Annotated in this window: 17 protein-coding genes and 1 riboswitch; of the genes, 8 read left to right on the forward strand and 9 right to left on the reverse strand. The window is 64.0% G+C overall.

Annotation, left to right across the window (positions count from 1 at the left end):
* Positions 1–18 precede the first annotated feature (18 nt).
* Both JHD67_RS10115 and JHD67_RS10120 read right to left on the reverse strand, forming a co-directional pair.
* The gene (locus tag JHD67_RS10115) at positions 19–678 is read right to left on the reverse strand and encodes a protein-L-isoaspartate O-methyltransferase (RefSeq protein ID WP_199099057.1); all 660 of its coding nucleotides are present in this window, start codon (positions 676–678) and stop codon (positions 19–21) included.
* 165 nt (positions 679–843) lie between these two features.
* Positions 844–1179 carry a hypothetical protein gene (locus JHD67_RS10120; RefSeq protein ID WP_199099058.1) on the reverse strand — a complete coding sequence of 112 codons (336 nt, stop codon included), beginning with the start codon at positions 1177–1179 and terminating at the stop codon, positions 844–846.
* 98 nt (positions 1180–1277) lie between these two features.
* Between JHD67_RS10120 and JHD67_RS10125 the strand changes: the two genes are divergently transcribed.
* The 4 genes from JHD67_RS10125 to JHD67_RS10140 all read left to right on the forward strand — a co-directional run bounded on the left by JHD67_RS10125 (position 1278) and on the right by JHD67_RS10140 (position 5120).
* Positions 1278–1928: a TetR/AcrR family transcriptional regulator gene (locus JHD67_RS10125; protein ID WP_199099059.1), complete on the forward strand. Its 651-nt coding sequence runs from the start codon at positions 1278–1280 to the stop codon at positions 1926–1928.
* A 57-nt stretch (positions 1929–1985) separates the two neighbouring features.
* Positions 1986–2080: riboswitch (TPP riboswitch) on the forward strand.
* A gap of 132 nt (positions 2081–2212) precedes the next feature.
* Positions 2213–4090 carry a phosphomethylpyrimidine synthase ThiC gene (gene thiC / locus JHD67_RS10130; protein ID WP_199099060.1) on the forward strand — a complete coding sequence of 626 codons (1878 nt, stop codon included), beginning with the start codon at positions 2213–2215 and terminating at the stop codon, positions 4088–4090.
* A gap of 168 nt (positions 4091–4258) precedes the next feature.
* Positions 4259–4849 carry a ferritin-like domain-containing protein gene (locus JHD67_RS10135; protein ID WP_199099061.1) on the forward strand — a complete coding sequence of 197 codons (591 nt, stop codon included), beginning with the start codon at positions 4259–4261 and terminating at the stop codon, positions 4847–4849.
* 79 nt (positions 4850–4928) lie between these two features.
* Positions 4929–5120: a hypothetical protein gene (locus tag JHD67_RS10140; protein WP_199099062.1), complete on the forward strand. Its 192-nt coding sequence runs from the start codon at positions 4929–4931 to the stop codon at positions 5118–5120.
* A gap of 54 nt (positions 5121–5174) precedes the next feature.
* Here the strand turns inward: JHD67_RS10140 and ppa are convergent, their stop codons facing one another.
* The 5 genes from ppa to JHD67_RS10165 all read right to left on the reverse strand — a co-directional run bounded on the left by ppa (position 5175) and on the right by JHD67_RS10165 (position 11681).
* Entirely contained in the window at positions 5175–5714 is a 540-nt protein-coding gene (gene ppa, locus JHD67_RS10145; RefSeq protein WP_199099063.1) for an inorganic diphosphatase, read from the reverse strand.
* A 126-nt stretch (positions 5715–5840) separates the two neighbouring features.
* Entirely contained in the window at positions 5841–6677 is an 837-nt protein-coding gene (locus tag JHD67_RS10150) for a 2OG-Fe(II) oxygenase (protein ID WP_199099064.1), read from the reverse strand.
* A gap of 59 nt (positions 6678–6736) precedes the next feature.
* Positions 6737–8797 carry a prolyl oligopeptidase family serine peptidase gene (locus tag JHD67_RS10155; protein WP_233171794.1) on the reverse strand — a complete coding sequence of 687 codons (2061 nt, stop codon included), beginning with the start codon at positions 8795–8797 and terminating at the stop codon, positions 6737–6739.
* 229 nt (positions 8798–9026) lie between these two features.
* The gene (locus JHD67_RS10160; RefSeq protein ID WP_199099066.1) at positions 9027–11075 is read right to left on the reverse strand and encodes a sodium-translocating pyrophosphatase; all 2049 of its coding nucleotides are present in this window, start codon (positions 11073–11075) and stop codon (positions 9027–9029) included.
* Positions 11076–11279: 204 nt separating this feature from the next.
* Positions 11280–11681, reverse strand: coding sequence for an RcnB family protein (locus tag JHD67_RS10165; RefSeq protein ID WP_199099067.1), 402 nt, complete (start codon positions 11679–11681; stop codon positions 11280–11282).
* 113 nt (positions 11682–11794) lie between these two features.
* Here JHD67_RS10165 and JHD67_RS10170 point away from each other — a divergent pair, with 113 nt between their 5' ends.
* The 3 genes from JHD67_RS10170 to JHD67_RS10180 all read left to right on the forward strand — a co-directional run bounded on the left by JHD67_RS10170 (position 11795) and on the right by JHD67_RS10180 (position 16141).
* Positions 11795–12121 (forward strand): hypothetical protein, encoded by a 327-nt coding sequence (locus JHD67_RS10170; RefSeq protein ID WP_199099068.1) that lies wholly within the window; start codon positions 11795–11797, stop codon positions 12119–12121.
* Positions 12122–12483: 362 nt separating this feature from the next.
* Positions 12484–13278, forward strand: a complete 795-nt coding sequence (locus JHD67_RS10175) for a hypothetical protein (RefSeq protein WP_199099069.1) — start codon at positions 12484–12486, stop codon at positions 13276–13278.
* A 502-nt stretch (positions 13279–13780) separates the two neighbouring features.
* Positions 13781–16141, forward strand: coding sequence for a hypothetical protein (locus JHD67_RS10180; protein ID WP_199099070.1), 2361 nt, complete (start codon positions 13781–13783; stop codon positions 16139–16141).
* Between the two features lie 40 nt (positions 16142–16181).
* Here JHD67_RS10180 and JHD67_RS10185 read toward each other — a convergent pair whose 3' ends face one another.
* Both JHD67_RS10185 and JHD67_RS10190 read right to left on the reverse strand, forming a co-directional pair.
* The gene (locus JHD67_RS10185) at positions 16182–17450 is read right to left on the reverse strand and encodes a 6-phosphofructokinase (RefSeq protein WP_199099071.1); all 1269 of its coding nucleotides are present in this window, start codon (positions 17448–17450) and stop codon (positions 16182–16184) included.
* Positions 17451–17456: 6 nt separating this feature from the next.
* Complete coding sequence (locus JHD67_RS10190; RefSeq protein WP_199099072.1) at positions 17457–17885, reverse strand: VOC family protein; 429 nt, start codon at positions 17883–17885, stop codon at positions 17457–17459.
* A gap of 231 nt (positions 17886–18116) precedes the next feature.
* Here JHD67_RS10190 and JHD67_RS10195 point away from each other — a divergent pair.
* A partial coding sequence (locus tag JHD67_RS10195) for a nucleoside monophosphate kinase (RefSeq protein ID WP_199099073.1) occupies positions 18117–18458 on the forward strand: 342 nt, incomplete at its 3' end.

Genomic DNA, 18458 nt, shown 5'->3' on the forward strand with positions numbered 1-18458 from the left:
TCATGTATGGGGAAAGGATCAGAAAACGAAGCGGCGCGGCGGTTCGGCGTGCTTCAGGTACGGCAGGTCGGTTTCGAACAGCGATTCCTCGCGGTAACGGCCGTTGCCTTCATGGGTGAGCAAGAGCACGTGCTGCACCGGCGATTCGCCGCGGATCACCAGCAGGCGGCCGCCTGGCTTGAGCCAGCCAAGGAAGCGCTGCGGAATCTGGTAGACCGCGCCGGTGACCACCAGCACGTCGAACTGGCCGGCCGGCTGCCAGGCGTTCACCGCTTCGCCCACTTCGAGCTTCACGTTGGTGATGCCGGCATGGGCCAGGCGCTCGCCGGCGGTAGCAATGAAATCGGCGTGGATGTCCACGCTGGTGACGTGCGCCGAGAGCTTGGCCATGCAAGCGGTGAGGAAGCCCGAGCCCGTGCCGACTTCCAGCACCTGGTCATTCGGATTCAACTCCAGCGCCTGCAGTACACGCCCCTCGACCACCGGCTTCATCATCAACTCGCCATGGCCCAGCGGCAGGCAGAGGTCGGCAAAAGCCAGCTGGCGGTGCTCGGCGGCAACGAAATCCTCGCGGCGCACGGTGCCCAGCACGTCCAATACGCGTGCATCCAGCACCTCCCAGGGACGCACCTGGTTTTCCACCATGTTCAGACGCGCCTGTTCGAAGTTCATTGCCATCTTGCTTACGTCCTGTTCGGATCGGAAAAAAGGCTAAAAATGATAAGTGCTTAGCTCGTTTCCGACAATGTGCAAAGCGTGCGGCCTTGGTCGTACTGCACGAAGTGCCGGAAGTCATCGCGCTCGGTTGACGGAAGTCATGCCTGGCGCGGTGTCCGCGGACACTTAGGCGCTGCGGCGACGTATATGCGCCACATTGCCACGCATGCTGGCAGGCAACCGTGTCAGCGCATCTTCCATGGCTTGATGCAAGGAGGCGTCAAGACGTTGAATCCGGCCCGCCGGGGAGGGGGCGGCCCGGCTCTCCGCCGCCACCGCCAGCCAGGCCAGCCAGCGCGCCAGGCGACCACGCTCGGTGGCATCCAGCGTCGCCAGGGCGGCGCGGGTAGCGAAAGCCGCCTGACGCGCACCGGCCTGGCCGCGCTCAAGCCACGCCGCCAGCGCTCGCTGGGCGAGACGGTAGGCCGGACTCAGGTTAAGTTCTGCGACAGTGGTGGACATAGGGAAAGCCGTGTATCGTGGCCATGGAAAATAACTAAACCGACGCGTATACTAAACGCGTGTTATTCGTTTGTGAAGCCAATTCTTAAGGTAAAGCCATGAGCACGATCCCGCAGACCAAACCTCAGGGGCCTGGCCGTCCCAAGGACATGGAGAAGCGTGCGGCGATCCTGGAGGCCGCCAAGGCCCTGTTCATCCGCAACGCCTTCGCTGGCACCAGCATGGACGCCGTCGCGGCCGAGGCCGGGGTGTCCAAGCTCACCGTCTATAGCCATTTCGGCGACAAGGACAACCTGTTCCGCGAGGTCATTCGTGCCCGTATCCAGGATCTGATGCCGGAAGACACCTACCAGTACGTGCCCGACGAGAACATCCGTGACACGCTGGAGCGCATTGCGCTGCACCACGTGCGCCTGGACTGCGACGTGCAGAACGTAGGCACCTTCCGCGCCATCCTCAGTGACTGCCGCCAGGGCAACCCTCGCTACGGCCGACTGCTGTGGGAGGAAGGCCCGGATCGCACCCACGGTCTGATGAAACGCCTGCTGCAAACGGCCGTTGACGACGGCAAGCTGGATATCCCCAATGTGGCGCGTGCCGCCGGCCAGTTCATTTCGCTGATCAAGGGCGAAATGTTGCTGCGCCGCATGTTTGGCTGCGAAGAGTGCGCCCAGTCCTACGCCGCGGAGCTGGAAGAAACCGCCCGCGATGGCGTGGACATGTTCCTGCGCGCCTACCTGCGCCGCTGACCCGCCGCTGGAACCCCGCCGCACTCGCGGCTGGCCCCGCTTCGTGCTCAAATAGGCCCCTTGAAGCGGGGGTGCCGGCAACAGTCGGCTGAGAGAGTCCCTTCGAACCTGATGCGGCTAGTACCGCTGTAGGGAGCTTCGTCGCACGGGCAGTGTCCGTGCGTCCGGCGCCGTCGCTTCTGTTGTTGGTATGCGAACCCCTTCGCAACACCCCGCACATCGCTGTGCGGACTCCTCAACAAAGCGCCTCCCTTCGGGGAATCGCTTCGACAGCGGACCGACCCATGAATGCCCTGCCCAATGACCTCGCGCGCGCCGCGCAGGAACTCTCCGAAGCCGTCACGCGCCCGATCCCGGGGTCGCGCAAGATCCATGTGCAGGGCAGCCGCCCGGACCTGAAGGTACCGTTGCGCGAAATTTGCCAGGCGCAGACGCCGACCCTGTTCGGCGGCGAGGAGAACCCGCCGATCACCGTGTACGACACCTCCGGCCCGTACACCGACCCCGACTACAAGGTGGACCTGGCCACCGGCCTGCCGCCCTTGCGTGCCGCGTGGATCGCCGAGCGCGGCGATACCGAGCAGCTGAGTGGCTTGAGTTCCGCCTTCGGTCGCCAGCGCGCGGCCGACCCCAAGCTCGATGCGTTGCGCTTCACCGCCACGCGCGTGCCGCGTCGCGCCAAGGCGGGAGCCAACGTGACGCAGATGCATTACGCCCGGCGCGGCATCATCACGCCGGAGATGGAATACATCGCGATTCGCGAGAATCAGAAGATCACGGCATTGCAGGGCAGCGCGCTGCTCAATCAGCATCCGGGCCAGTCGTTCGGCGCGGCGATGCCCAAGCTGATCACGCCTGAATTCGTTCGCGACGAGGTGGCCCGTGGCCGCGCCATTATTCCGTCGAACATCAATCACCCTGAAGCGGAGCCGATGATCATCGGCCGCAACTTCCTCACCAAGATCAACGCGAATATCGGTAACTCCGCGGTCTCCTCGGGTATTGCCGAGGAAGTGGAGAAGCTGGTGTGGTCGATCCGCTGGGGCGCGGACAACGTGATGGACCTGTCCACCGGCAAGCACATTCACGAGACGCGCGAGTGGATCATCCGTAACTCGCCGGTGCCCATCGGCACGGTGCCGATCTACCAGGCGCTGGAAAAGGTCGATGGCGTCGCCGAGAACCTCACCTGGGAAATTTTCCGCGACACGCTGATCGAACAGGCCGAGCAGGGCGTGGATTACTTCACGATACATGCGGGTGTGCTGTTGCGTTTCGTCCCGCTGACGGCCAAGCGCGTCACCGGTATCGTTTCGCGTGGTGGCTCGATCATGGCCAAGTGGTGCCTTGCCCACCACAAGGAAAACTTCCTTTACACGCACTTCGAAGAGATCTGCGAGATCATGAAGGCGTACGACGTCTCCTTCAGTCTCGGCGACGGTTTGCGTCCGGGCTGCATCGCCGATGCGAACGATGCTGCGCAGTTCGGCGAGCTCGATACCTTGGGTGAGTTGACCCAGATCGCCTGGAAACACGATGTGCAGGTGATGATCGAAGGTCCGGGTCATGTGCCGATGCACCTGATCAAGGAGAACATGGATCGCCAGCTGGAGAAGTGCCACGAGGCGCCCTTCTACACGCTGGGGCCGCTGACCACCGATATCGCGCCGGGCTACGATCACATCACCTCCGCCATCGGTGCGGCGATGATCGGCTGGTTCGGCACCGCCATGCTCTGCTACGTGACACCCAAGGAACACCTTGGCCTGCCCAACAAGCAGGACGTGCGTGACGGCATCATCGCGTACAAGATCGCGGCGCACGCCGCCGACCTTGCCAAGGGCCATCCGGGCGCACAGGTGCGTGATAACGCGCTTAGCAAGGCGCGCTTCGAATTCCGCTGGGACGATCAGTTCAATCTTGGCCTCGATCCGGAGAAGGCCAAGGAGTTCCATGACGAGACCTTGCCGAAGGATGCCCACAAGAGCGCGCATTTCTGCTCGATGTGCGGTCCCAAGTTCTGCTCGATGAAGATCACCCAGGATGTGCGCGACTACGCCGCCGAGCACGGCACTGGCGACGTGCTGGCGCTGGAAGAGGGCATGGCGGAGAAGGCTGCCGAATTCCGTGCGCAGGGTGCCGAGGTCTATCACAAGGCGTAATGCGCTGGCGCTCTGAGTGCCGCCCGCGGAGCGCAACGCTCCGCGGGCTATGCGCGGGTGGATAGCCATCCGCGAACGTGAACCGTTCACACGGGTTTTCACCTGCGTTTCGCATGGTGCCTCCTACGGTGGTTGGCATTGCCCAGCCAGCCCGACAGGAGGCACGCCATGGCACCAAAGCCATTCGTTTCCGATATCGAAACCATCCGCAAACGCGCGCGCGAGCACATCGATCAGGGCGCGATCACCGCCGGCTACACCGCCGACCGCAAGACCGTCATCAAGCTGCTCAACGAAGCACTCGCCACCGAAATCGTCTGCGTGCTGCGTTACAAGTACCACTACTTCATGGCCAAAGGCATTCACGCCAAAAGCGTGGCCGCGGAGTTCCTTGAGCATGCCAACGAAGAGCAGGGGCACGCCGACCTGATCGCGCAGCGCATCACCCAGCTCGACGGCACACCCAACTTCTCGCCCGAGGGCCTGCTCAGCCGCAGTCACGCCGATTACGTGGAAGGCGAAGACTTGGTCGACATGATCAAGGAAGACCTGGTGGCCGAACGCATCGCCATCGACAGCTATCGCGAGATCATCCAGTACCTGGGCACCGCCGACCCCACCACGCGGCGCCTGATGGAAGGGATTCTTGCCATGGAAGAGGAGCATGCGGAAGACCTTGCCACCCTGCTGGACGAGCTGGGCAAGAAGGGCGAGCCCGCCAAGCCGCGACCGGCAAAGAAGAAGCCCGGCAAAGGTTGAGGCTACGAACGGGGACTAAGTCATCCGTACGGCCGCTGCGGCGTTAACTGGCCAATACGTCGTCCATGGGAGAGGCATCATGCCGATGTCCAGCCAAGCAGCCCGAACGGGCCACGCGATACTGCGGGCCGTACTGATCGTGCTGTCGATCGTGGTGTTGGCGGTCTGTGTGCTGATGTGGTGGGTAACCCAGTTCGAAGCCGCGCAGCCGATGGCCAGCAGGGACGGCGCTACGCCCTCGGTGCAGGCCGAAGCGGCCTCCACCCCGTAGAACGCGCAAAAAAAAGCGCGCCCTCAAGGGGCGCGCTTTTTTTCGATGCGTCGATCAGGCCTTCTTGTCAGCCTGGTAACGCTCGATGCCGGCAATGATCTCGGCCTTGGCTTCGTCGGCGCCGACCCAGCCTTCCACCTTGACCCACTTGCCCTTCTCCAGGTCCTTGTAGTGCTCGAAGAAGTGGCCGATGCGCTCCAGCCAGTGGCCGGAGACCGACTTGATGTCCTTGATGTGGGCGTAGCCAGCGAAGATCTTCTCCACCGGCACCACCACCAGCTTCTCGTCGCTGCCGGCCTCGTCGGTCATCTTGAGCATACCGACCGGATGGCAGCGAATCACCGCGCCCGGTACCAGCGGCAGCGGCAGGATCACCAGCGCGTCCAGCGGATCGCCATCGCCGCCCAGGGTACCCGGCACATAGCCGTAGTTGCACGGATAGCGCATCGGCGTGGACAGGATGCGGTCGACGAAGATCGCCCCGCTTTCCTTCTCCACCTCGTACTTGACGGGCTCGGCATCCTTGGGGATTTCGATGATGACGTTGATTTCGTCCGGAACCTTGCGGCCGGCGGGAACGAGGTGCAGACCCATGGGCGTTTCCTTCAGCGTAGTCAAAAGCAAAGACCTACAAGGATACGGCAAAAGGGGGGGGCATCGCAGCCGCTGGTGGCGCCTCCGGGCGGCCAATTCAGCCGCGAGCGTGGCGCCTAGGGTGGCTTAGGGTTGGTAGGGGCGCTCGCGTAACCACTTGGTGGCAATCCATTTTTCGCCCTTGATGACGGGGAGGCCCGCATGCAGCGAGCTGTCATCGCCGGTTTCGTAGGCGAAATAGACGGCCGAACCGCGCAGGGCGGTGACAGTGAGTCCGATGCGAGGAAAGCCCGTGCCGCCGCCTTCCTCCGGCGTGTTGAGATACATCACCACGCTGGCGATGCGCTGGCCGCCGCGTGCGGTGACGGCGCTGAAACCCGGCTGCTCGGGGTTGAACCAGTCGAAATGCGGCTCGTACTCCTGGCCGGGCAGGTAGTGCAGGATCTGCAAACCCTCGCCATGGCTTACCGGCACCTGCAACAGATCGGCGATGCGTTGCTCGATGCGTTCCACCAGCGGCGTTTCGCCAATGCGAAAAAACATGCCCTGGCTGGTGCGCCGCTGATCCACCTGATGGCGTCCATCCACGTCCACGGTCAGTGCGCGAGCCAGGCGTGGGCTTGCTTCACCGATGAGCTGGTCGCACTCCTCACCGGTTAACAGGCCTTCGAGTGTGCGCACGATCGGAGCGTCGGTGCTCATGGTGACCCGTACCGGGTGTTCACCCACCCATTGCAAGGGCGGTTCCGGGTGGCGCGTACGCGTGCCGGTGACGGCGCCCTTGGCCGCGGCGACGACGGTGGCGAGCGGCACGTTGAGCACGCGAGCCACCATCTGGCGACTTTGTTCGCCGCCGTAGCCGGCATCTTTCAGCAGGCGCAGCAGTTCGTGAAGGCTGTGGCCCGAGCGGGCGGTGGCGAGAATCCACTCGCGCAGTTCCGGGCGGATGGTGTGGTTGCTCATGACGTTCTATGGAAGTGCGCCGGCAACGGCCGGCGCACCATGGTACGCATGCGGATGGCTTACTTCACGTGGTCCCACAGATAGGTGTAGCCCAGCGCACTCATAAAGGCCGCCTGCTTGTTGTCGGCCGCCGCGCCGTGTCCGCCTTCGATGTTCTCGTAGAAGCTGGCGTCGTAGCCCAGGCTTTGCAGCTTGGCGTACATCTTGCGCGCGTGCACCGGGCCCACGCGATCGTCGCGGGTGGAGGTGGTGAACAGCGCTGGGGGGTAGTGCTGCGCCGCCTTGGCGTTGGCGTAGGGCGAGAAGGTCTGGATCCAGCGCCATTCCTCCGGCTTGTCCGGGTCGCCGTACTCGGCGATCCATGAGGCACCGGCGGAAAGGTGCGTGTAGCGCTGCATATCGAGCAGGGCGACCTGGCTGACGATGGCGCCATAAAGTTGCGGATACAGCGTCAGCATATTGCCCATCAGCAAGCCGCCGTTGCTGCCGCCCATGGCGCCCAGGTGCTTGGGCGAGGTGATCTTGCGGGCGAACAGGTCTTCCGACACCGCGGCAAAATCCTCGTAGGCGCGCAGGCGATTGGCCTTCAGCGCGGCCTGGTGCCAGCGTGGGCCGTACTCACCGCCGCCACGGATATTGGCGATCACGTAAACGCCGCCCTTCTCCAGCCAGGCGCGGCCGACGTTGCCGCTATAGCTGGGCTGCAATGAGATCTCGAAGCCGCCGTAGCCGTACTGCAAGGTGGGATTGGAACCATTGGCTTTGAGTTGTTTTGGCGCGATTTCGAAATAGGGCACACGAGTGCCGTCCTTGGACGTCGCAAAGTGCTGGCTCACAGCGTACTTGGAGGCGTCGAAGAAGCTCGGGCTGTGCTTGATGGCCTGTGCCTCGCCCTGGCCGAGGCTGCCGTAGTACAACGTAGTCGGTTGCAGGAAGCTGGTGACGGTAAGGAAGTAGTCATCGCTATCGTCGGCATCCACGCCCGCAGCGGCGATGGTGGCAAGCTGCGGCGCGCCGCCCAGTGGCTGGCGCCCCCACGCGCCGGGGCCTGGCGTAAGCACTTCCAGGCGGTTCACTACGTTGTCCATCACATTGAGGATCAGGTGATGGCGGGTCCACGAATAGCCATCCAGGGCAGTGGTGTCGCTGGGCTCGAACAGCACGGTGAAGTCGCGCTTGCCCGCCATGAAGTCATCGAAGCGAGTCACCAGCAGCGAGCCTGACTTGTAGGTCTTTCCACCGACGGCCCAGTCACTGCGCGGTTCCACCAACAGCCATTCGCGATGCACGTCGGTGTTGGCGTCGTTGGGCACATCGATCTTGGTGAGCGTGCCGTCCTTGCCGCGCACGAAGGTTTCGCTGTCGTAGAAGGCCAGCTGGCGCATGACGAAATCGCGCTCGAAGCCGGGCGTGAGATCGCGCATCGCGGAGACGCTCATGTCGTCTTTGTGCGCTTCGTACACGGTAGTGGCGCTGGCGAGCGGCATGCCGCGCTTCCACTCCTTGACGATACGTGGATAGCTCGACGTGGTCATCGAACCCGGACCGAAATCAGTCGCGACATAGAGGTGATCCTGGTCCATCCAGTTCACCTGGGTCTTGGCTTCCGCCAAGGCGAAGCCATTGGCGACGAATTGTTTGTCGGCCAGATCGAACTCGCGCACTACGCTGGCATCGGCGCCGCCACGCGATAGCGACACCAGGCAGCGGCGATAGGCCGGCTTCAGGCAATCGGCGCCGTGCCACACCCAGTTCTCGCCCTCGGCCTTGGCGAGGGCATCGAGGTCGAGCACGGTTTCCCACTGCGGCTGGTCCTTGCGGTACTCGTCCAGCGTGGTGCGGCGCCATAGGCCGCGCGGGTGATCCTTGTCGCGCCAGAAGTTGTAGTAGCGATCACCGATCTTGCTGACCATCGGGATGCGTGCGGTGGAGTCCAGTACTTCGAGCAGGCGGGCATCAAGTTGCTTGAACTCGGCGCTGTCGGCGTACTTTTTTACCGTACTGGCGTTCTGCTGCTTGACCCAATCCAGCTGCTTGGCGCCATCGATTTGCTCGAGCCAGCGATGGGGGTCGTTGTTCGTCGCCGCGGCGGGCGTGAGGTTGTCGGAGGCGTGTGTCATGCCGCCTAGTGTGATGCCGAGCGTGAGCGCGAGCCAGCGTGAGGTCCTGGGGGGCATGGCAACTCTTCCTTGCGTGATGAGGCGTGAAGGGCTCAGTGTGCAGGCGCGTCGACACGCGGTCGTGTGGCTAACGTTGGGTATCCCGATCGTCGCTCCGGCGCTGGCCGGAACGACGGGACACCGGCCCCACTTGCCTGGAAGTGGGGCCGGTACATCGCCCAAGCATGGCCTACAGCAGCGGGATAAGCAGCAGCGCCACGATGTTGATGATCTTGATCAGCGGGTTCACGGCAGGGCCCGCGGTGTCCTTGTATGGATCGCCCACGGTGTCGCCGGTGACGGCCGCCTTGTGCGCGTCCGAACCCTTGCCGCCGAAGTGATCGTCTTCGATGTATTTCTTGGCATTGTCCCAGGCGCCGCCGCCGGTGGTCATGGAAATCGCCACGAACAGGCCGGTGACAATGGTGCCGATCAGCACGCCACCCAGTGCTTGCGCACCCGCTTCCGTGCCGCCCAGCCACTTGAAGCCGAACAGCACGGCGACAGGCACCAATACGGGAAGCAGCGAGGGAACCAGCATCTCCTTGATCGCCGACTTGGTGAGCAGGTCAACCGCGCGCGAGTAATCGGGCTTGGTGGTGCCCTCCATGATGCCGTGGATCTCGCGGAACTGGCGGCGCACTTCCTCTACCACCGCGCCGGCCGCACGGCCCACCGCCTCCATCGCCATGGCGCCGAAGAGATATGGGATCAGGCCGCCGATGAGCAGGCCAATGATGACGTACGGGTTGGACAGGTCGAACCGGAAGTCGGTGAGATTGAGGTGCTGATTGAGGTTGTGCGTGTAGTCGGCGAACAGCACCAGCGCAGCCAAGCCCGCCGAACCGATGGCGTAGCCCTTGGTCACCGCTTTGGTGGTGTTGCCCACGGCATCCAGTGGATCGGTGACGCGACGCACTTCAGCCGGCAATTCGGCCATTTCGGCGATGCCGCCGGCGTTGTCGGTGATGGGACCGTAGGCATCCAGGGCCACGATCATGCCGGTCATGCTGAGCATCGCCGTGGCGGCGATGGCAATGCCGTACAAACCGGCCAGGTGATAAGCACCCCAGATCGCTGCGCACACCGCGAGCACGGGCAGGGCGGTGGATTTCATCGACACGCCGATGCCTGCGATGATGTTGGTGGCGTGGCCGGTGGTGGACGCCTGCGCCACGTGCCGCACCGGGCTGTATTCGGTAGCGGTGTAGTACTCGGTGATCACCACCATGGCGCCGGTCAGCACCAGGCCGATCAGGGCGCAGCCGTAGATGTTGCCTACGCCGTACGCCGAGTCGCCCATCAGTTGGTTGGTGATGGGCCAGAATGCGATGGCGGCCAGCACCGCGGAAACGGCCACGCCCGCGTACAGCGCATTCATGATCTTGGGGCCGCGAGCCTTCACGAAGAAGGTGCCGATGACCGAGGCCACAATCGAGGCACCCCCCAGCACCAGCGGGAACAGCACGCCATTACTGCCCGTCTGTTCGGCCAGCACGCCGCCCAGCAGCATGGTGGCGATCAGGGTGACCGCGTAGGTCTCGAACAGGTCGGCGGCCATGCCGGCGCAGTCGCCCACGTTGTCGCCCACGTTGTCGGCGATCACCGCCGGGTTGCGTGGATCGTCTTCGGGAATCCCTGCTTCCACCTTGCCGACCAGGTCCGCGCCCACGTCCGCGCCCTTGGTGAAAATGCCGCCGCCCAGTCGGGCGAAGATCGAGATCAACGAGGAGCCGAAGGCCAGGCCGACCAGTGCATGCAGCGCATGCATGGTCTCGTAGCCCATGTGCATGAGCGCTACGTAATAGCCGGTGACACCCAGCAGGGCCAGACCTACCACCAGCATGCCGGTGATGGCGCCGCCGCGAAAGGCAACGTTGAGGGCTGCGCCAAGGCCGTCACGTGCGGCCTCTGCGGTGCGGACGTTGGCGCGCACCGAAACATTCATGCCGATGTAGCCGGTGGCACCCGAAAGGATCGCACCTATGGCAAAGCCGACGGCCGTGCCCCAGTCCAGTGCAACGCCGACCACCAGGAACAACACCACGCCGACGCCGCCAATCGTGGTGTACTGGCGATTGAGATATGCCTTTGCGCCCTCCTGGATCGCGGCAGCGATCTCCTGCATGCGCGCGTTGCCCGGCGATTTTGCCAAGACCCAGCGCACGGACAGTGCGCCGTAGAGAACCGCCAGGACCGCACATGCCAGCACGATCCACAAGCCATACTGCTGCAGCATCGGAGCCTCCCCATGAGTGGTAACCACATCGCCGGAGCCCGCTATCGGTACCCCGACACAGCGGCCGCCCTTGCGGGCGGTCTGGGTGGAGTATAGGCAGAGGTTCACGACAGTCGTGTTGTGCGGCGCAGCGGGTGGCGATCACCGCGCACCAAAAAGGCGGCGCCAGGGGCGCCGCCTTTGGAGGAAAACCTTCGGACTGGCTTAGCGAATCACCATATCCAGGATGACGTTGTCGCCAATCGACACCAGCAGGTAGTTGTTGTCGCTGCGCACCCAACGATAGCCGTAGGGCGGGGGTGCCAGGCGGTAGCCGCGGTAGTCGTTCACGATGTACATCGGGCCGTCGTAGCGGTAGCCGCGCTGCCAGTGCGGGCGGCCGTAATAGCTGCGGTCGCTGTAGTAGCGGCGCTGCCAGTACTCGTGGCGATCACGGTCACGATACCCGTCGCCCCGGTCTTGTCCGCGGTCCCGCTCATAGTGACCGTCTCGATCATGCCCACGGTCGTGGTCGTGCCACGGATCGGCCAGGGTCGCGCCGCTGCCGGCGATCAAGGCGAGCGTTGCAAGCACGCGGGTAAGGGTGTTCATCGCGGACCTCTCCATACGCTGGACACGCCACGAAGCGTGTTTGACCAGGCGAGCAAATCGTAGAAATCTGCGTCTGAACGGTGATGCGCTATGCGAGGTACGTCCTACATGGCTTTCAGGTATCACTCATGCGCGGCATAACGGGCATTCAGGCAAAAAGGGCGGGGCGGCAGTTTCTGCGAGCCATCGTGGTCATGGCGGGCGCGTTGCTGCCGCTCTCTGCCGGGGTGTCCCGGTCCCCTGCTTGGGACAGCGGCGCCATGCCACGGGTGCCGTCGGCGCAGACCGGCGCGGCGGCTATGGATGGGCTTTCCTACACCGTCTATCGCAGAACCCTGCTCAACACCGAGGTGCGGGTGCAGCAGGATGTCCACGTGCATCTCACCCGAGGTTGCCGGGGGCGGCGGCCGCTCCATTCGATGGATGAGTTGGTCTTTCGCCCCGGACTCGCGTGATGGAGTCCCGGCGGCATGGTGCGCGAAAGTGCCGGTGTTCGCCCCTTGCTTGGGAAGGCGAAAGATGAACGCCGCGATATTTCCTGCTTCGTCATCAGAATAGTCCCATATTTCTGCCCGGGTCACATTGGCTATCGTCCTAGGGGTGCAGCAGCTTCAACGTTCGCGAAGTCGTGCTGCAACGTTTCGACGGCACGGACGCACGGGCATCGATCGAGCAGCGCGCGCGTAACGGGCGCAGCTCTAAAGCCACTCGCGATCAGGCCGCTCCGCGTTTGCGGAACTTATGGCCCCGGCGCTTGGCGGATGCTGGTGCCCGACTCGTTTGTCCCCCCAGCCAATCCTATTGAGTGAGCAATCCCATGAGTGACCACAACAACGGCGTCGTCGCCGCTCCGGTTGATACCACCCCGAAGGGCACCGCACGGCAGGTTGCGTTGCCGGCCATTCCGATGCTGCAGACGCGCTACGGCGTGATGCTGGCATCGCCTTCCGTGTCGGCGCTCGCCCGCTCGCTCAGCACCTATGGCGAGTGGGTGGAACAGGAGCTGGACGTGCTCGGCGCCCTGCTCGAAGAAGGGCAGACCGTACTTGAGTACGGTGCGGAGCTGGGTGCGCACACTCTGTGGCTGTCTCAGATGGTGGGCGTCAACGGGCAGGTGCATGTGGTGGAACCGCGTCGCTTCGGCCATATCGCGCTGTGCTCGGCCCTGGCGCTCAACCACTTGCGCAATGTCTATCCCATGCATGCTTCGCTGGGTGACGCTCGTCGCGATGTGGTGCTTGGTGCCACGGATGAGCATCCGGAAGAAGCCTCGCAGCAGACGTCGCTGGACATGCTCGCGTTGGGCCAGCTGCATCTCATCAAGGTGAATCAGCCGGGTGGCTTGCTGCCCCTGCTTTCCGGCGCGGAGAAGATTCTGCGCGATCAGCAACCCCTGATCTATTTCCGACTCTCCTCGGCCGATATGGCCACCAAGGAGATCGCGGCGCTCAAGGCACAAGGCTATCGCTGCTGGTCGCACCTGCCGTACCTGTACAGCACCGACAATTTTAACGGTAGCGCCAGCAACATCTTCCCGGGTTGGGTGAGCCAGAACGTGATTGCGGCCCACCGCGACAATTCGGTGGACATGGCGCACCTGACCGAACTGTAAGCGGCGTTAAGGGGCGATGGAACGTTCCTCTGAACAGCGAAGCCACCGTCGGCCTGGCCGGCGTGGTCTCGCTGTGCTTCTGGTGGGCCTGCTTTGCATGGGCGTGGCAGCTTGCACGCTGATGAACGCGGGTGCGCCGCAGACTGGCATGGCATCGACACCTCTTGCCCCGACGCTGATAGCACCGGGGACGCGGCCCACTACGGCGGTGGAAACGCACGCGGTCAGTGACGCTGGGCGACCGACCACAAGGTCCACTCGCTCGCGACACGGGGGCGTACATGCCTCGGCGGAAAAAGGGGCGCCCGCGCGGCACAGGCTGGACGGTGCGCCCCCTGCGCCATTCGTGGGCGAAGTCATCCAGGCGGACGTGCGCTCCCTGATCGCTCAAGGGCCGCATCCTGCGTCGATTCAGATCGGAACCGTCTTGGCGGATGTTCCTGGCAACGCCATTCCGGCGGCTTGTTGCGTCCTACAGAAAAATGCATTGGAGGTGCGGCCCATGCTGCACATAAACAGCTGGATCACATTGTCGGTCATCGTTCTGGTGGCCTGCCTGCTACTCGGGCGAACGATGACGCGCCGCTACGCCGCGCGCGAACGCGCACGTCAAGAGAAGCAGAGCCGCCGCACGGCGTTCCTCATGGATTTCGACCTCGACTTCAAACGCGGCCTTGTGGTGCCTGAAGGCGCGGTGTTGGATGCGGCGATCGAGAAAGAGCTTGGTAGCGCCGCTGGTAGTCAGGCGCCGAATCCCCCAGGGCAGCCGGCAGCTGATGCCGCCGTAGCGAAGGAACCGGTAACGCCTGTTGTGCCAGCCATGGCGGCGACTGCGCCGACTTCGGCCGCCGCGCCAAGTAACGAAGTGCTGCAGGATGCGCCTCCCCGGGTGCTCGGGGAGGAAACTGCTGGGGATGAAACAACCGTTGCGCCGCCGATCGCCGCGCTCGGTGCGGCCATGCCAATCCGCCGTAATACTTCGTTACAGGCAGCGCCCGGCACTACCTCTGGAGCGATACCCGAGCCGCGGAACGTCGTGGCCGGGAAGGCTGCCTTGTCGGCTGCATCACGCGAAGCAGTGGCGACGCCGGTCGAGCCCGTTGCAAGGGTTCCCGGGGCGTCGGTGCCGCAGGCCAGGGCGACATCACCGCAGTCGCGGCCTCGGCCAAAGTCTCAGGCTAAGCCCGAACCCCAGGTGCGATCGAGCGCTCCGGTGATCGATACGCTCGCCGAAGCGTCGGATGGGCGACGCGTGCGCTATGCATTCAACATGGGCGCGCTGCCGGGCATTGCCTATATTGGCAAGCACCTGGAGCCGAAGCTGGCCTTCCAGCGCATGGAAGGCGGCGGCACCGTGCTTCGTGTCGTCACCGAGGCGAGCACGATCGAGCTACCGCTGCCGCCCAGCCGTTTGCTCGCCGGCTTGCGATTGGCCACACAGGGGCTGGACGATGGAACAGACTCCATGGGGGAGCAGAGCCCGCGCCCCGCAGTGGCGGGTTCGCCAGGTCTTTCGGCGGGCACCATGGCTTTCGTGCATTCCGAGCACTCGCGGGTGGTGGATCGACTCACGGATCATTTGCAGCGACAGCCGCAGGATCTGTCCATCCGTCGCCGTCTTGGTCAGGCTTTACTGGCGCAGGCAGGCATTACGTTGGACGAGATGGAGCGTGCGCGTCTGCTTGAACTGAGCATCGAGCACCTGCAACAGGTGTTGGTGGAACAGGGCGTGGATGAAGCGCTTTGCACTCTGCTTGGGCAGGCTTACTACGATCGCGCCAATATCGGCCCGGAGGTTGATCCGGATTGGCTGCAAGAGGCCGAAGCGGCGTTGCGCCGTGCCGTCTCCCTGGGCGCGCCCGCTGGCTCCGACGCCGCCTGGTTGCTGCAGCAGAGCCTTCAATTGATTCCTGGCGCGGCGGCAACGGGGCTCGTCGCTGCACGCTTGCAAGAGGCGCAGGCCATGCAGGCGCAAGGCGTGGCGAGTGGGCCGGAGAATCCCGTGCGTTGGCAGGTTGCCATCATGCGCACCGAGTTGTTGGTGGCAGATCACGTGCAGCGCAACGCCACGGCGCGTCGACTCTATCTGCGTCAATTGCATGCCCGCTACGAGGGCATGATGGCGATCAAGCAGGCACCGGCCGTGTTCGAAGCTTGGGTGGCGATGCTTTGCGCCATCGCCGAATCCGCAGTGGGAAGTTCGGCGATGGAGCGCTACACCGAGGCGGAGGGCGTCCTGGGTCGCATGCCGTCGTCATCCGCAGAGGGTGCCGAGCACGCGCGGGCACTGGCAGACCTTGCGTTGTCGCGAGTGAAGACTGAGCAAGGGGCGGCGCCCGTAGCATTGCTGGTGCAGGCGCAGGAGGCGCTGGCGCACTTTATCGACCAGGACAACGCGCTGCGTTTACGTGCCGCGCATGTCGCGATGGCGCGCACCCGCGACGTCGACGCGGCGGTGGCGGCGACGTTGTACCGCCATGTTGCCGAGCTTGCTGTGCCACTCACCAGCGTGCCGTCATTGGCCGTGGATGCGTTGCGCCTGGTGCTTGGTGCGCTGTTGGCCTTGGGCGACACCGGCGATCATGGCGTCTACGCGCGTTGTCTGGCGGTGCTGGCCGGTCCTGAGGATACGGCCTCGCTGTGGTTGCTGGCGGAAAGCGCGTTCCGCGAAGGGCTTCACGCCGAGGGTTGCCGCTACGCTGAGCAGGCCTGGCGCATCAGTGGCCAAGCGGCGCCCCGCATGCTGGATCTGTGGCAGCAGGCGAGCGCCCAGTGGCTGGTGCTGGAGGGCGATTCACCGGAAGCGGCGATCAGCCTTCGCCATCTGCGTATGGCGCGAGCGAAGCGAGGCGTGGCGGCCTAACGCCGCCGCGCCGGCGCGGCCTCTGCCGGGGCCGCATGACTTATGTTGAGAACACTTCGCACCTTTTGGCGACGGCCGTGTTCTTCAATAGAACGTAGAGCGGCAGGCCGTTCTTGCCATAAGGCACGGGCGCCTCGCCCTGGATCAGCGGTGCGAGGTAGCGGCGCGCGGCGGCGGTGATGCCAAAGCCGTCGCGGGTAAGAAAGCTTGCCGGCATCTTCTTTTCGCGGTTGGCGATCTTGGCCAGTGGCGCCGGTGTGATCTTCCAGCGATACGGTGCATCGTTGGTGCGTACGATCACCGGCATCACCGCATTCATGCCGGCCAGTGCGTACTCAACGGCCGCCTTGCCGACGGCATATGCCTGCTCGGCATCGGTATGGGATGCGAGATGGCGCGCCGAGCGTTGCAGGTAGTCGGGCAGGGCCCAGTGGTACTTGTAGCCGAGCTTCTCTTTCACCAGCGCCGCAAGCACGGGTGCCACGCCGCCGAGCTGGCTATGACCGAAAGCGTCGCGCGTGCCGGCTTCGGCGAGGAATTGACCTTCCTTATTGCGCAAGCCTTCGGAAGCCACCACGGTGCACCAGCCCACGCGTTCCACCGTGGCCTTTACCTTGGCCAGGAACGCCGTTTCATCAAAGGCCTTCTCGGGGAACAGGATCAGGTGTGGCGGTGCATCTGCGCCTTCGCCCGCCAAGCCCGCCGCGGCGGCAATCCAGCCCGCGTGGCGCCCCATCACTTCGAGGATGAATACCTTGGTCGAGGTGTCGGCCATGGACGCGACATCCAGGCTGGCTTCCAGCGTGGACACGGCGGTGAATTTGGCGACGGAACCAAAGCCCGGGCAGCAGTCGGTGACCGCCAGATCATTGTCCACCGTCTTGGGCACCCCGATGCAGCGAATGTCGTAGCCCATGGCCTTGCCCAGCTGCGAGATCTTCAGCGCGGTATCGGCCGAATCGTTGCCGCCGTTGTAGAGGAACCAGCGGATGTCGTGCGCGCGGAACACTTCGATCAGCCGCTCGTACTCGACGCGATGGCTGTCGAGCGACTTCAGTTTGTAACGGCACGAGCCGAACGCACCGCCGGGCGTGTGCCGCAGCGCGGCGATCGCGGCCTTGGTTTCCTTGCCGGTATCGATCAGATCTTCGCGTAAGGCGCCGAGGATACCGTTGCGTGCGGCATAGACCGACACGCCTTGCGCGCGCGCCGCTTCGATCACGCCGGCAGCGGTGGCATTGATGACGGCGGTGACTCCGCCGGACTGTGCATACAGCAAACGACCTTGGGGCTTGGATGTCGACTTCATAAGGGCTCAGTCCGGTAGGGCGAGGTTGCCGTGCTCATCAAACACCAGGAAGGGGTTGAATGCGAATTCCCACAGATGCCCGTCCGGATCGGCGATATAGCCGGAATAACCGCCCCAGAACACCTCCTGTGGCGGCTTGATAGCACGCGCTCCGGCTTGGAGTGCCGCGCTATACCAGGTATCAACTTCGTCCTTCGACGCGGCGTTGCGGGCCAGGGTCACGGCGGCAAAGCCGCTCGGCCGATCCTCGCACTGCGCATCCTCGGCCAGCGCCGCGCGACCATACAGCGCCAACACAGCGGCGCCCCCCTTGAGGAAGCAGATGTTCTCGTTGCTCGTCGAGGAGGCGTGCCAGCCCAAGGCTTCATAGAAGCGGCGTGCACGGGGCAAGTCGTCGACGCCCAGGGTCACGATGTGGATGCGCGGTGTCGTCATGTCCGATCATTTCCGTAGTGGAGCAACCCCGGGAGCTTAAACGTATGACGTTCGCTACCGTGCGGCTTGCACACGCTCTTCACGGCAACTCCTTTCGAAACAAGGAATTGGCGTTCTTCGACTAACGTCGTCGTTTGACGTAATGGGTCGCAGAAGCTAATTTGGACGCCACTTTTCTTGTTTCCCGTGGGAGCCGCAGCGTGCGGTGGCCCGGGGATACCTTGGAGCACTATGCGACTCGTCCTACTCGGTCCGCCCGGCTCGGGCAAAGGCACCCAGGCAGCCCGCCTTAAGGTGGAACTCGGCGTACCGCACATCTCGACCGGCGACATGCTGCGCGCGGCCGTGGCCGCTGGTACGCCCACCGGCCTGAAGGCCAAAGCCGTGATGGATGCCGGCAACCTGGTTTCAGACGACATCCTGCTGGCCATGCTGGAAGAGCGCCTGGCCCAGGACGACGTGAAGAACGGCTTCATTCTCGACGGCTACCCGCGCAACCTGGCCCAGGCCGATGCGCTGGATCATCTGCTGGCCAAGATCGGCCAGCCGCTGGACGCAGTGGTGAAGCTGGAC

The organism is Dyella sp. ASV21, assembly GCF_016428975.1.
Taxonomy (GTDB): domain Bacteria; phylum Pseudomonadota; class Gammaproteobacteria; order Xanthomonadales; family Rhodanobacteraceae; genus Dyella.